Origin of the sequence: Olivibacter sp. CPCC 100613 (genome assembly GCF_036959255.1) — a bacterium.
Lineage (GTDB): Bacteria > Bacteroidota > Bacteroidia > Sphingobacteriales > Sphingobacteriaceae > Olivibacter.
This window is the reverse complement of sequence record NZ_JAWMTI010000007.1, coordinates 237,316-251,229: the sequence shown is the minus strand read 5'-3', so window position 1 is coordinate 251,229 and position 13,914 is coordinate 237,316. Positions and strand designations below refer to the sequence as shown.

The 13,914-nt window shown below is 39.9% G+C and carries 11 protein-coding genes; 3 read left to right on the top strand and 8 right to left on the bottom strand.

Annotated features, from left to right (window positions below; all coding sequences use genetic code 11):
- The first annotated feature begins 87 nt into the window (after nucleotides 1-87).
- Nucleotides 88-2,874, top strand: coding sequence for a leucine--tRNA ligase (gene leuS, locus RYH73_RS20385; RefSeq protein WP_335315332.1), 2,787 nt, complete (start codon nucleotides 88-90; stop codon nucleotides 2,872-2,874).
- A 77-nt stretch (nucleotides 2,875-2,951) separates the two neighbouring features.
- Here leuS and RYH73_RS20380 read toward each other — a convergent pair whose 3' ends face one another.
- The 6 genes from RYH73_RS20380 to RYH73_RS20355 form a co-directional block, all read right to left on the bottom strand.
- Nucleotides 2,952-3,854, bottom strand: a complete 903-nt coding sequence (locus RYH73_RS20380; RefSeq protein WP_335315331.1) for a DUF1338 domain-containing protein — start codon at nucleotides 3,852-3,854, stop codon at nucleotides 2,952-2,954.
- A 50-nt stretch (nucleotides 3,855-3,904) separates the two neighbouring features.
- A complete protein-coding gene (locus tag RYH73_RS20375; RefSeq protein ID WP_335315330.1) occupies nucleotides 3,905-4,402 on the bottom strand; it encodes a GNAT family N-acetyltransferase in 498 nt (165 codons plus the stop codon).
- Nucleotides 4,399-4,893 carry a MarR family winged helix-turn-helix transcriptional regulator gene (locus tag RYH73_RS20370; RefSeq protein ID WP_335315329.1) on the bottom strand — a complete coding sequence of 165 codons (495 nt, stop codon included), beginning with the start codon at nucleotides 4,891-4,893 and terminating at the stop codon, nucleotides 4,399-4,401. Before RYH73_RS20370 ends, RYH73_RS20375 begins: the two co-directional genes overlap by 4 nt.
- A complete protein-coding gene (locus tag RYH73_RS20365) occupies nucleotides 4,890-5,387 on the bottom strand; it encodes a GNAT family N-acetyltransferase (protein ID WP_335315328.1) in 498 nt (165 codons plus the stop codon). The genes RYH73_RS20370 and RYH73_RS20365 overlap by 4 nt, the downstream gene beginning before the upstream one ends.
- Before the next feature lie 73 nt (nucleotides 5,388-5,460).
- Nucleotides 5,461-6,594, bottom strand: a complete 1,134-nt coding sequence (locus tag RYH73_RS20360; protein WP_335315327.1) for a redoxin family protein — start codon at nucleotides 6,592-6,594, stop codon at nucleotides 5,461-5,463.
- A gap of 134 nt (nucleotides 6,595-6,728) precedes the next feature.
- A complete protein-coding gene (locus tag RYH73_RS20355) occupies nucleotides 6,729-7,169 on the bottom strand; it encodes a carboxymuconolactone decarboxylase family protein (RefSeq protein ID WP_335315326.1) in 441 nt (146 codons plus the stop codon).
- An 87-nt stretch (nucleotides 7,170-7,256) separates the two neighbouring features.
- Between RYH73_RS20355 and RYH73_RS20350 the strand changes: the two genes are divergently transcribed.
- Entirely contained in the window at nucleotides 7,257-8,744 is a 1,488-nt protein-coding gene (locus RYH73_RS20350; RefSeq protein ID WP_335315325.1) for an aminotransferase-like domain-containing protein, read from the top strand.
- 13 nt (nucleotides 8,745-8,757) lie between these two features.
- Here RYH73_RS20350 and RYH73_RS20345 read toward each other — a convergent pair whose 3' ends face one another.
- Nucleotides 8,758-10,539, bottom strand: coding sequence for an ABC transporter ATP-binding protein (locus tag RYH73_RS20345; RefSeq protein ID WP_335315324.1), 1,782 nt, complete (start codon nucleotides 10,537-10,539; stop codon nucleotides 8,758-8,760).
- Between the two features lie 180 nt (nucleotides 10,540-10,719).
- Here RYH73_RS20345 and RYH73_RS20340 point away from each other — a divergent pair, with 180 nt between their 5' ends.
- Nucleotides 10,720-11,565 carry a phosphatase PAP2 family protein gene (locus RYH73_RS20340; protein ID WP_335315323.1) on the top strand — a complete coding sequence of 282 codons (846 nt, stop codon included), beginning with the start codon at nucleotides 10,720-10,722 and terminating at the stop codon, nucleotides 11,563-11,565.
- A 2-nt stretch (nucleotides 11,566-11,567) separates the two neighbouring features.
- Here RYH73_RS20340 and RYH73_RS20335 read toward each other — a convergent pair whose 3' ends face one another.
- A complete protein-coding gene (locus RYH73_RS20335) occupies nucleotides 11,568-13,907 on the bottom strand; it encodes a GAF domain-containing protein (RefSeq protein ID WP_335315322.1) in 2,340 nt (779 codons plus the stop codon).
- Nucleotides 13,908-13,914 lie beyond the last annotated feature (7 nt).

Sequence of the window (13,914 nt, the reverse complement as noted above, 5' to 3'; positions counted from 1 at the left end):
ATGCGAAATTAATAATTAGATATGAGATATAGGACATGAGATGTGAGATTTTTCGTACTTTCGCAAGTCATACTGTAATGAGTTATAATGGACTATCAATTTAAGACTATAGAGAAAAAGTGGCAGCAATTCTGGGCTTCCAATCAAACATTTAAAGTTAATAATACGTCAGATAAGCCAAAATATTATGTGTTGGATATGTTTCCTTATCCTTCCGGAGCAGGACTTCACGTCGGTCATCCATTAGGATATATCGCTTCCGATGTCTTTTCGCGCTATAAGAGACTACGTGGGTTTAATGTGTTGCATCCAATGGGTTACGATTCATTTGGATTGCCGGCAGAACAATATGCTATTCAAACGGGACAGCACCCGGCAATCACAACAGAAACAAATATCAGACGCTATCGGGAGCAGTTAGACAATATTGGCTTTTCTTTTGATTGGAGCAGAGAGATTAGGACCAGCGATCCGTTATATTATAAATGGACGCAATGGATTTTTATGCAGCTCTTTAACTCATTCTATAATATCGCAAGTGATAAGGCCGAATCCATTGATCGGTTAATTGATATATTCGAAAATGAAGGTAGTAAGGGTGTGAAAGCGGTAGGTGACGAGGACGCACTTGAATTTACAGCTGATGAATGGAATCGCTTTTCTGAGCAACAAAAGGAAAGCGAGTTGTTAAAATACCGGTTAGCATATTTGAGAGAAAGCGCTGTCAATTGGTGCCCTGCTTTAGGTACTGTTTTGGCGAATGATGAGGTGAAGGATGGCGTGTCAGAACGGGGAGGTTATCCTGTGATTCAAAAAAAGATGATGCAATGGAGTATGCGTATTACCGCCTATGCGGAACGCCTACTTCAAGGTTTGGATACGATTGACTGGCCTGAACCTTTGGTAGAGATGCAACGCAATTGGATAGGAAAGAGTGTTGGCGCGAGTGTAAAATTTGCCTTAGCCAATCAGCCATCCGAAAGTATTGAAGTGTTTACGACGCGAGTAGATACGATATATGGTGTAAGTTTTTTGGTGCTGGCTCCTGAACATGAATTGGTCTCGTTTATTACAACAAACGAGCAGCGTGCTGCTGTCGATAGTTATATCGAGCAAACAAAAAAGAAATCGGAACGCGATAGGATGGCGGATACGAAGACGGTTACAGGTGTATTTACCGGAGGCTATGCTTTACATCCCTTAACGGGTAAACAAGTACCGATCTGGATTGCCGATTATGTGCTGGCCGGTTATGGCACAGGTGCCGTCATGGCAGTTCCTTCCGGTGATCAGCGTGATTATCTTTTCGCTAAACAGTTTAATTTACCGATTATCAAAATTTTAGATATACAGGAAATAGACAAAGAAGCCGATAATCGAAAAGAAGGCCTTTACATCAATTCTGAATTTATTAATGGGTTATCCTACGAAGAAGCTGTTTCGAAGTTAATTGCAGTGTTAGAAGAGCGTGGTGTTGGAAAAGCAAAGATTAATTACCGAATGCGTGATGCTATTTTTGGAAGACAACGGTACTGGGGAGAACCTGTACCGGTGTATTTTAAAGATGGTTTACCTAAATTAGTCCAAGCCAGTGAGCTTCCTTTGCTATTACCTGAGGTAGATAAATACTTGCCAACAGAAAGCGGTGAGCCACCTTTAGGACGTGCAACGGATTGGAAATATCAAGGAGTATATGAATATGAGCTAAGTACGATGCCGGGGTGGGCAGGATCGAGTTGGTATTGGTATCGTTATATGGATGCACATAATGAAGAGGCATTCGCCTCGAAAGAGGCTGTTAACTATTGGCAAGCCGTGGATCTTTACATTGGCGGTTCCGAGCATGCCACCGGCCACTTGTTGTATAGCCGCTTCTGGAATAAGTTTTTGAAGGACATCGGAAAGGTAAATGAAGAAGAACCCTTTAAAAAGCTGATCAACCAAGGTATGATACAGGGACGGTCTAATTTTGTCTATCGATTATTGGATGAAGAGGGGGGGGGGACAAATACCTTTGTATCGTTCGGTTTGAAGGACCAATATAAAACGATAGCGTTACATGTTGATGTTAATATCGTTAATAATGATGTTTTAAGCCTCGATAAATTCAAACAATCTCGACCAGAGTACGCGCAAGCCGAATTTATTTTGGAAGATGACAAGTATGTGTGCGGACATGAGGTGGAAAAGATGTCTAAATCTAAGTTTAATGTCGTCAATCCGGATGATATCATTGAACAGTACGGTGCCGATACCTTACGGATGTACGAAATGTTTTTAGGACCTTTAGAACAAAGCAAACCATGGAATACCAACGGTATCGAAGGAGTTCATAAGTTTCTTCGTAAATTCTGGCGTCTTTTCCATCATGCGAATACTGACTTTTCCATTTCAAATGACGCGCCAACGAAAGCAGAGCTGAAATCCTTGCACAAAATCATTCGGAAAGTGGAAGATGATATCGAACGGTTCTCTTTTAATACCTCTGTTTCCAGTTTTATGATCTGTGTAAATGAATTAACTGATTTAAAATGTAATAAACGGGATATACTGCAAGACTTGGTAATCGTGTTATCGCCATATGCACCTCATATCTGTGAAGAGTTGTGGACATTGTTAGGGAATGAAGCGGGGTCTTTGTCTTATGCTTCTTACCCGGCATTTAATCCAGCTTATCTAGTGGAGGATGAATTCGAGTATCCTATCTCGTTTAACGGGAAGATGCGAACTAAAGTCAAGCTGTCGTTAAGCTTAGAAGGAAAGGAAATTGAAGAGGCAGTGTTAACAAATGAAGACGTACAACGTTATCTAGATGGTAGCACCCCTAAGAAGGTCATCGTTGTCAAGGGAAAGATTGTCAATATTGTTATCTAAGATACGCTTTTGTTTATTGGAAATCGGCCTTCAGTAATAATTAATGATGCTTCAAGCCGATTTCCAAAAACGGATAACTAATTGCCTTTCGTTTGCGAATTATAGGTGCTCTCAAAAATCTTATCGGCATTATTGGCCTCAAAGCCTTCTCTTCGATGTTTTCGCGTTATCTGCTCTTTAGGTAATTGCGCATAAGTCGGAAGTATTTTCCGCTCAGCGAACTCGACGTATGAGCCGGCAATGAATTGCTTTTGCCCGTCTGCAAAAGTAGCTTCGATCATTTCGGCTACTGTGGCACTTTGAAGTAAACCGCCATCTGGACTCACTTTGATTTTGCCCCCGGAAGTATTGAGTTTGAAACCGTGCCTTTCAAGGAAATTATTGAATAATGTAATATCATTGAAGCCTTCCTTCAAATTGTGAATGCTGATTGTAAAATGATTTAAGTAATAACGGTTATAAATTACCCATGATGCATATTCGCTTTCTTCGGCTAATATATTATAGTCTTCAAGCGATGGTATTCGCCATAAAGGACTATGTAGAAAGCGATCAACCTCTGCTGCATTATCCAGATCCAGTTTATCTACCGGATCGGTCGTTACTTCCTGCGTATAACTTGTTATTATATCTTGTGCGCTTTGTGATAGATCATTCACCCGTAACTCGCTGACAAAAATCCGCGGATATTCGTCAGCAGGCGGAGCATACCAGTAGGCGTCTAATTTCTTTCCGGGAAAATTGTAATAGTCGCGCTTCTCGTAGCCATAATGCAGAAATATTTTTTCGAAGGATTTTATACCCAATGGGGGTACACCCATGGTTCTGAAGGCAATATGGTCATTTTCAATCTCCTCAACATCTTGAATTATACCGTCATACAGCATAGCTTGCATGATGGCTCCAACATCGGGAACACGTTCTTTATAGCGGTTCATTAAACCAGCTAACACCTGATTTAGTGTTTCTATGCGGCTCATAGTGGTTCTTTATCTTATGTAAAGTAAAGATACAAAAAGGTATAGATATCTTAAGGAATAAGTGCCGTTAGTTCTTTTACCATCCACACGTTACAGGCATAGTGCCCGGAATCGCCCAGCGCATGAGCTATTGGATTAAAGCCCAGTTTTTTGTACATGCTTACTGCTCGTTCAAATTCAGGAAAAGATTCGAGGTAAAGATGGGTATAACCAAGATTGATCGCTTTCTCAAAGCATCGATTAATGAGCGCTTTGCCGATGCCCTTACCTCTACTTTTGTCTGACAGGTATAGCTTTACCAATTCGGCATAACCCGCAGGTAAATTGGCTGTAGGAAAAATGCCGCAGCCACCCAGAACTTCCCCGTTTTCTTCTGCAACATAATAGACGCTGCCTGGCTGCCGGAAAAGTGCATATAAGTTGTCCGTTGTGGGATCCGTATACACGGTTCCTTGTTGGGGAATACCATGTTCGTCCAAGGCGTACCTTAATATCTGCGCTAAAATCAGATTATCTGTTTCGCGTATTGTTCTAATTTCGATATTCATGAATTAATACCTTTATGCTCTTTAATCAATGTCGCACGTTGAAAAAAACCTTGTAGTTTCATTTGATGTTCCACTTCGTCTATGGCCTTCATTAGATTATTGGTGGTGTTGGTAAGTTGTTCCAAGGCCTTTACCATTAGCGCCCATATGGGCAACATTTTTTCTACCAAAATCCTTCCATCGGGGCTTAAATACAACAGCCTTTTTCTTTCATCTGTCTTATCTTTTTTTGATTTAATCAGTCGTTTTTTTTCCAGTTCTTTGAGGAGGCTAATGGTAGACGGATGCGTATAACCAATTTCATTGGCGATCTCTACAACACTCAATACGGGCTTCTTGTGCAAAGTATAGATCACCGGAAACCATTTCGGTTCAAAAAGAATACCGTAAGATTCGTAAATTTTCAATCCATCTTTTCTAAGCTGATCGCTTAAGCGCTGTAGGCGTGTAGAAATTGCCAGTAGTCCTGATTCATCAATTACATTACTCATATGTTATTCAAGGTTAAATGAAAGAATACGTCATCTACTTCCATAATTGGAAAATGTGAAGGCAGTGTCGCTTTTTCAATTTGTACGAAACCATTTCGCTCATAAAAACGGAGGGCGGCTTTTAATGTATGAAAGGTGCCTAAGTATAAGTGATCCATGTCAGCCTGCTTTGCGTAGATTATCAAATGTTCTAAAAGCTTTTGTGCTAATCCTAATTCTTTTCCTCTGTATTCCTTTTGAACGAACATTTTCCGGATTACTCCTCCCTGGCCCGCTTCCATTTTTATTAATGCAATGGTTCCCAGAAGTACCCCTTGTTGCTTAATACCCCAAAAACCACCCCCTTTTTTGTTATAATATTTTTCTATATCCAACAGGTCGGGCTGGTCTTCAATGGTCACGGGAACCTGGTGTTCGATTTGCTGAATAGGCAATATAAGTGCAATGATTTCAGGGATATCATTGTTGTTTAAAAAATCAATTTCAAAGTGCATGGCTTTTTTTTACAAAACTACGTAGTTAACTACATATTCGCAAATAACTTAACTAAATACGGTATAATTTATACTAAAAATAGTATCTACCGATATGCTTTAGAATCTCTTTTTTCATTTCAAGTGGATTCATCTCACCCTGCTTACTATAAAGAATTTTACCACCCGGGGCTACCAGGATAGTATAGGGAAGCGCGCCTTGCCAGTCTTTGTCTATGGCTTCAATCAAGTCGTATTTATTCTTACTGCCAAATAAAAAGTTTTTATTCGCAGCCCCTTTGCTTTTAAGAAAATCTAAGACAGGTTTTGGTTTTTCAGGATGATCAGCACTGATACTTATAAATTCAAAAGACCTGTTTCGATACATCCGGTTAATTATTACGAAGTCGGGGAATTCGGCAACGCAAGGGCCACACCATGTCGCCCAAACATTGATTAAGCGAAGTTTGTCTGAATTGTTTTGTAATAGCGAGTCAATTTGTGCAACTTGAATCGTATTGATAGCGATAGGTTCTTTTGCCCATTGCTCATCAGACTTTTTTACACCGTCTTCTTTGCTTAGCCATTTTACGCTACAGCCAAATGTTTTCGTTTCTTTTACAGCAATGTCCTTTTTAGCCAGAAGTGCTTCAATTGCTTGAATTGCATTGTGCTCTTTTGTTTCCTTCGGGTTTTCGTTATCGTCGAATCGGCCTTTGTAACGAAGTTTTCTGTCACTGTCAAAAATAAAAACATGGGGTGTGGCAACCGCTCCATACTGTTTTGATGTTGATTGCTTCTCACCATCATACAAATAGGGAAAATTAAAACTTTTATCAGCAGCGCGTGCTTTCATCTCCTCTGGAGAATCATTATATTCTGTATAACCAAGTTCATCTAAGCGTACGGATTGAGGGTTATTGGGTGATATAGCAACAACAGCTACTCCCTTATCGCGATACGTTGCCGTTAAATTAATGATGCGGTCTTCGTATGCTTGCGCAGTTGGACAATGATTACAGGTGAATACCAACATTAAAATTGGAGATTTTTTAAAATTTTCTAATGAGTATTGCTTGCCGTCGATACCAGGTAAAGTAAAATCGGGGGCTTGATCGCCAATCTTAAGGCCATTTCGTTCCTCCCGAGCGGATCGAGAAATAAAGCTGCTAAGTAGTACGAGTACGAAAATACTGAATAGCGAGTAGGAATACTTCAACTGTTGCATTTTGCCATAATTTAGATAATCGGATCTGTTGACGACTAATTTGAGCCTATTGTAAATCAATAAATTAGTCGCTTGTTATTGTTTATCAAACTTAGGCAAAATGCATTAAACAGAAAAGATATTTTTACTTGCATTTATTCTTCTATTGCTCGTTTTGTGGTGATTCCCACTCGATTCCAAGCATTCATAGCAATAATGCCCATCATCACTTCCGTTGTATATTGTTGGCCTAGAAGTTCAATGGCTTGATTATAGACGGTGTCCGACACACCGTGAACTGCAATTTCTGTCATTTCCTCCGCCAAAGCCAATATAACCCGTTCCTCCGGTGAGTAGAATGGAACTTCGTGCCATTTGCTTAATAAATAAAGACGTTGTTCCTTTTCGCCTGCATCACGGGCTTCTTTTGTATGCTTGTTAATACAATAGCTACAGCCATTTATTTGTGATACACGAATTTTTATGAGCGCTGCATGTGTTTTGCTCAGGGAACTTTCAGATAAGTACTTTTCGAAAGCAAGCATTGTTTGGAATGCTTTCGGATCAGCTTCTTGTAGTGTTTTTCTTTTTACCATTGTTTTATCCAATAATTCATTTTCTCAAAGATATTGTATATTTGGACTATTCATGTCGTCCAGTTTACGTATAATAAGTAGTCCATTATGCTTCCTTTTACCAATCTGATCACTCTTGATAAAGCGTCTTCTGTAGCTCAATACCAACAAGTGTCTATGCAAATGATTGCATTGATCCGCAAAGGCATCGTTAAACCTGGGATGCGATTGCCGAGTACCCGCGAGCTTGCTCAATCTTTAATGCTTCATCGCAAAACGATTGTAGCAGCTTATAACGAAATGCAATTACAGGGCTGGACTACTGCTGTTCCTAAAAAGGGAGTTTTTGTATCATCGGTTTTACCGGAACTACACCCGAAAGGTTGGAACACAAATCCGGAAAAACCTTTGGCTCACGAGTCATTCCCCTTTTTCTATAAAAGTACAATTGATGTTATTGCCGATTTACGAACTGATCTGTCGAGCTACGATCTTGCAATTGATGACGGTTTGCCTGATGCCCGATTAGCACCCTTAGATTTATTAAGCCGCGAGTATCGGGCCCGATTAAAACGAAATTTGCAATTGAAAGGAGGAACGATGTTTTTGTCCACGGGATCGACCTTACTCCGCGAAGCATTAACTGATTATTTGTCTGAAACACGTGGTATTAAGGCTGGTGTAGGCAATTTGCTCACAACGCAGGGGGCGCAAATGGGTATTTATATCGCTGCACAATTATTGTTACGGGCAGGTGATGCGGTTATTGTTGGTGAACCAAATTACTTTATGGCGAATGATACTTTTTCTTATCTGAATGCGCGGATTTTTCGTGTACCTGTTGACAATAAGGGCTTGGACGTAGACAAAGTGGAAGAGATCTGTTTAAGGGAGCGGATTAATATGTTATACGTTATTCCGCACCATCACCATCCCACTACCGTAACCTTAAGTCCACAAAGGAGGATGCAATTAATCACACTTGCTCAACGCTTTAATTTCGTAATAGTAGAGGATGACTATGATTACGATTTTCACTATCAATCGTCACCTTTTTTACCATTGGTAAGCTATTGCCCCGAACGTGTTGTCTACATTGGTTCGTTTACCAAGTGCCTGGCTTCATCTGTTCGTATTGGTTTTATGGTTGCGCCCGAAGTCATGATAAATGAGGCTGCCCGTATTCAGAGGACAATAAATTTGAGAGGTGATTTTATTATGGAGGAAGCTTTAGCCTCCCTGATTCGTGAGGGAGATATTGCCAGACACATAAAAAAATCGGTGAATATTTATCGGGATCGGCGCGATCATGTGTGCTCCTTGTTAACAGCAAAGTTATCCGAGTTCTCATCGTTTGAAGTTCCAGTGGGAGGGATGGCTGTTTGGTTGCGGTTTAGGGCAGCCTATCCGTTAACTAGCTTGGCAACGGAGCTTAGTAAATATCGTTTGTTTATGAGCAATGGTAAGAAATACGATACTGATCGGCATTCTTATAATGCCATTCGCTTTGGCTTTGCATCGCTGAATAAGGACGAACTTTCGAAGACTGTGGAACTCCTCGCTACCGTTTTGTTAAAAAGTGTTGCGCGCGAATAAGTAGCGTTGATCCTTAGTTTGCCTCTAAGGTGTTTTCTTCTTTACGTTCTCCTATTTGCTGTCGCCACATCGCATAATAAAGCCCTTTGAGTGACAGTAAATCAAAATGATTGCCCGTTTCTACGATTTTACCTTTTTCTAATACATAAATCTTATCGGCATGCAAAATGGTCGATAAGCGATGGGCAATCATGATTGTTAAATGTGTTCTTTGTGCGGTAATTTCTCTTACTGTATTGGAAATCGCTTCTTCTGTAATTGAGTCAAGGGCAGAAGTAGCTTCATCAAAAATAAGAAGACGAGGCTGCCTTAATAAGGCGCGAGCGATCGATAAGCGTTGCCTTTCACCTCCGGACAACTTTAAACCGCCTTCACCGATCACCGTTTCAAGGCCTTTTTCAGCTCTTGCTAAAATATTCTGTCCTGATGCTTTTTTTATCACATCCAAAATCATCTCATCACTTGCGGAGGGGTTGACAAAAAGTAGATTTTCTCGAATCGTACCGGAGAAGAGTTGCGTATCTTGCGTTACAAAGCCTATTTGATGCCTTAATTCTTCGAAGTCTATCTCATTGTCGTTAAAATCGTTGTAATACACACGACCCGAAGTCGGATGGTATAAACCCACAAGTAATTTCACGAGTGTCGTTTTTCCCGAACCTGATGGTCCAACAAAAGCAATAGTTTCACCTTGGGAAACATCGAAAGATATGCCGTCCAATGCTGGGCGAGTTGCTGATTGGTGCTGAAAACGTACTTCATCAAAGCGTAGCTGCTGAATCGCATCGATTTTTTTTGGCGCTGTAGGCTGGTATTCTACCTTTCGATTTAACAGGCGCTGAAGATTGTTCAACGATGCCTCTGCTTCTCTATAGGACATGATAATATTTCCTAATTCTTGTAAAGGACCAAAGATAAAGAAGGAATAAAATTGCATCATCATCATTTGACCAACGGTAATTTTATCGCGGAATACAAAGAATAATAGCGCGAACATAATACATTGCTGCAAAAAATTAACAAATGTTCCTTGCACAAAGCTTACGGACCGGATACTCTTTACCTTTTTTAGTTCCAGTTTCAGTATCTTCATGGTCGTATCGTTCAGTCTACTTATTTCCTGTTGGGTGAGACCCAAACTTTTGACCAGCTCAATGTTTCGTAAAGATTCCGTGGTAGAACCTGCAAGTGCTGTTGTTTCGTTGACAATGTTTTTTTGAATGAATTTGACCTTTCGACTTAAGACGCTTGTCAGAATAGCGAGAATAACTGCACCGACTAAGTAAATCAATGGAAGAAGGGGACTTAACTTAAAGGCAACAATGACAACGAAAACAATGCCTACTACCGTTGCAAATAATACATTGACAAAACTCGTTATAAATTTTTCGCAGTCGGCACGGACTTTCTGAAGCACGGAAAGGGTTTCACCACTTCGTTGATCTTCGAAATCCTGGAAAGGGAGCCGGAGTGCATGACGGAGCCCGTCCGTGTAAAGCCTTGCACCAAACTTCTGTATGATGACATTAACCACATAATCCTGAAAGGCTTTTGCAATGCGTGAAACCATGGCTACGCCGATGATCATTAGCAAACCAATGGTAATGCCTTTAAAGAAAGCGCTTTCTGCACCATCTGCACGAAATTGTTGTGCCTTATTTGCATAAGGGTCAATGATTAAATTCCCTAGAATATAGGGATTTAGCAAGGAGAAGACCTGATTGATTGCCGCTAAGATCAACGCTAAAAATATAAGCCATTTATGTCTACTTAAATACTTAAGAAGTAATCTCATAGTGGGGAAGAATATATTAGGACGTAAAGATAGACTATCTTTTATGATAAAATTGTTATGAAATAGTAAAAAGCGATTGGTGGTAGGATTATATGATACATTCACTTGTCCTAGAAATACACAGCTTTATTTCTGTTTTTTACTGAAATTCTATATTTTGCGGAAGAATATTTACAATATATGAGTTACCTGAGCAGGGCAGTATTTATACTGATCTTTAGTACCTTGGAATTTACGGCTTATGCAATGCGTGATAGCAGCTTCGTAGATAGTGTAGACAAAAAAAAGATCACTTCTGATGCTATACGGTTTGTGGATGGTGTAACTTATACGGTTTCCAGTCCTATTCGATGGAAGGGGCATGATTGGTTAAAAGTGGGGGCTGTTCTTGGCGGAACCGCTTTGATAACGACCTTAGATAAACCAAATAGGAATTTTTGGCAAAACAGGGATTCTAAAATATGGGATGGTATTGAGCGTGCCGGCTTTCATTATGGTAAGCCTTATGCCGCTTTTATCATGACGGGGGGCTTCTATTTAACAGGATTGGTTATTAAAAATGAGTGGGCACGTGAAACAGGGTTGATGTTGGGAGCCGCTTATTTAACGAGTGGTGCTTTGCAGACCCTGATGAAAACAGCCGTCGGAAGAGCTCGACCTGGAACAAACCGGGGACCCTGGACTTTCGATCCCTTTTCACCCGAAGCGGGGTATCATTCTTTTCCGTCAGGCCATATCCAGATCGCAACGGTAAGTGCCCTTGTATTAGGGCATCGCGTAAAAAGTCCTCTTTTGAAGGTTCTTTTTTACAGTACTGCAGGTGTTACGCTTGCAAGCCGCATGTATAGTGATGCGCATTGGTTATCGGACATGGCATTTGGCGGAGCGATATCCTGGTTCTGTACGAAATCGGTAGTTCGCAGAATGGAGGAAAATAAATATAAAAATCCATTTAAAAAGCAAAACCAGATAACCTGGACGGTAACCCCCGCGGCACGTGGAATTGGTTTAGTTGGCGTTTTCTGAGATTATAGCCTGACGCCGATCCGTATCGCTTTCAACCCACTTACTCCTTGCAATTCTTCCAGTTCAAGCTCCTCCATATCGTCTAATAAAATATCTTTATTTTGAAGATAATTGATGTAACTCATATACTCTTTGATCTCTCTCGCGTCATAATATACCAGCGCGATCTTTCCAGGTTGTGTAAGTCGTTCAAAGGAGTCTTTTAAGTGTACTTTATCGATTCTCTTTTTTATGATGTGATAGCGAATATTATAAGCACCCTCTACATCGAAGCGTCTTTCGTCTACACGGAAGCTAATATCTATATCATTTCCATTGATAAAAATAAGCTGTGTGGTTTCGAGCGGTGTCTCCATTTGCTGGAGTAAGGTATGCGTTAGCTTTGCAATGGAAGCCATGGATGTGAGTTGCCATAATCTCACATTTTTAAGATAGAGCATATCAAAAGGCCTGTCAGGGGCAATTGACTGGCCGATATAAATATCATATTCAACACCATCTGTTCTAAATTTTTCAAAATAGCAGGGGTACGAGCGCTGTATTTCATCGTTTAATAATTCCAAATAGCCATTAATAGCCGTATTGATCGTGGTAATAGATGATTCAAGCGCGCGTCTGTGTTCATGCGCTTTTCCGGTTTCTGCCAAAACCTCTTGCTCGTATTTATCAATAATTGCTGCTAAGGTTGAATTGCTATTTTTAAAATGCATTAAAAGCATATAAACTTCTTTTTCCATGAAGTCTTTAACCTTCATTTGTACAACATCTATCGGACTTGTATCCAATTGAGTCAACCACTTATCACAATTGAACTCCATTTCATCCAGCAGGGCGATGCTATAAACTTGTTTAATATCTTGTAATACTTGTTTAAGTAAGCCTAATTGTATTTTATAATCAGCAACAAGTGCTTTGTTTCGCTCAATTGTGGAATTTCTTATGTCGATCGCTCCATACAAAGGGTACACATTCTTGAACTGGACGTTCTCAATGATTGGTTTTGGCTTTTCAGGCACGATCTTTTTCAAGTATTCATAAGCTGCCTGATTAAACTTCCATTGAACAGCAGGTTGTAGCGAAGTAAACTTTTCTTTAATAACCGTATCTATGCGCGCATTGAATCGATTTGCCTGATCGTTGAGTAGTTGAGCAAGTAAAGGAGCTGCACGACGTAATTTCGCCAAGACAATCTTATCGAAGGTATTGCCATCATTTGAATAAACCTCTAAAAGTCCTGTTACTTTGTTGTTATAATATAACGGTATGCAAACATAAGAAGTAATGCCAAGGTCAGAAAGATCATTCAGAAATTTGAAGTTGTTATCGCCCAAATCTACGCCTACATTGTACACAATGATTTGCGGATTGAGCAAGTAAGCTTCTGTGATATTAGCTTCCTGGCAGTTTCTTGTTTTCTTCTTCAATAAATCCGGCAATATACTGGCATGCATATATACCTGATCTAATATAGGTCTATCGTTCAACTGTAAGATAGGAGATAGGCCGAACTTGATATGGTGATTACCCGTAAGCGTCTGCAGTGACTCTTGTAATATGTCATAGGCATGTTCAAGTTCTTCATCTGAGTTTCTGCTAACAATATCTCGGATGTTTTGGATAACACGATCAGGTGTCACTTCTTTAACCGTTATAACGGAAAAACCAGTAAAGGAAAATTGATTAAGCGGTAGAAGTTCACGTAAGAATCTCCATTCAAATTGTTGAACATTGTTCTGTCTCATTTTTTTGTAGTCCAGCTCCGGTAACTTCATTTTAGGTATGATGTCGACAAAGCGCTTATCAATTTGGACGGCATAGTATCTTGGTAGACCCGATGCTTCGTCTTTCGAAGAAAATTCGATCACTTCATCTTCAATAGCCGAAATTCCATAAAAACGTTCTAAGAGTAAGCTATATATCGATTGCTCAATCAGATCATGTTTTTTTGTTTTTTCCTCGATGTCTTTAAAGGTTTCCTCACAAAATTCTTGATGTAACAAATTATAAAAACCTTGTGTACCATAGAACACATTTTTCCCCAAAGGTGTTGCTAAGGCCCAGAGGGTCTCATGCTCATCTTCAAGGGGCGGAACCAGTAAATTATAGGTGTAGAATAGAATCTGCTTATACTTCGTCAAATTTTCTTCTGTTAATGGTCCGTAAGTATCCCTCGTTTCCAGGAATTTGTGAAGGATGAATTCCAGCATTTCATGCTTTACATTATCCTGTGTACTTGTCAGCTTTCTTAGGTGTTCGATAAAGACGTCTATTGAAAGTCGTATATCGAGCCCACCTAATAGGTCCTTTTTATTTTCCGATAAATCTATTACTTGCGTAAACATTATTGAT

What these genes read in the sequence shown, in the direction of transcription:
- RYH73_RS20335 (WP_335315322.1), bottom strand. Translation starts at nt 13,907, where the DNA reads ATGTTTACGCAAGTAATAGATTTATCGGAAAATAAAAAGGACCTATTA.
- RYH73_RS20345 (WP_335315324.1), bottom strand. Translation starts at nt 10,539, where the DNA reads ATGAGATTACTTCTTAAGTATTTAAGTAGACATAAATGGCTTATATTT.
- RYH73_RS20370 (WP_335315329.1), bottom strand. Translation starts at nt 4,893, where the DNA reads ATGAGTAATGTAATTGATGAATCAGGACTACTGGCAATTTCTACACGC.
- RYH73_RS20350 (WP_335315325.1), top strand. Translation starts at nt 7,257, where the DNA reads ATGCTTCCTTTTACCAATCTGATCACTCTTGATAAAGCGTCTTCTGTA.
- RYH73_RS20375 (WP_335315330.1), bottom strand. Translation starts at nt 4,402, where the DNA reads ATGAATATCGAAATTAGAACAATACGCGAAACAGATAATCTGATTTTA.
- RYH73_RS20340 (WP_335315323.1), top strand. Translation starts at nt 10,720, where the DNA reads ATGAGTTACCTGAGCAGGGCAGTATTTATACTGATCTTTAGTACCTTG.
- leuS (WP_335315332.1), top strand. Translation starts at nt 88, where the DNA reads ATGGACTATCAATTTAAGACTATAGAGAAAAAGTGGCAGCAATTCTGG.
- RYH73_RS20360 (WP_335315327.1), bottom strand. Translation starts at nt 6,594, where the DNA reads ATGCAACAGTTGAAGTATTCCTACTCGCTATTCAGTATTTTCGTACTC.
- RYH73_RS20355 (WP_335315326.1), bottom strand. Translation starts at nt 7,169, where the DNA reads ATGGTAAAAAGAAAAACACTACAAGAAGCTGATCCGAAAGCATTCCAA.
- RYH73_RS20365 (WP_335315328.1), bottom strand. Translation starts at nt 5,387, where the DNA reads ATGCACTTTGAAATTGATTTTTTAAACAACAATGATATCCCTGAAATC.
- RYH73_RS20380 (WP_335315331.1), bottom strand. Translation starts at nt 3,854, where the DNA reads ATGAGCCGCATAGAAACACTAAATCAGGTGTTAGCTGGTTTAATGAAC.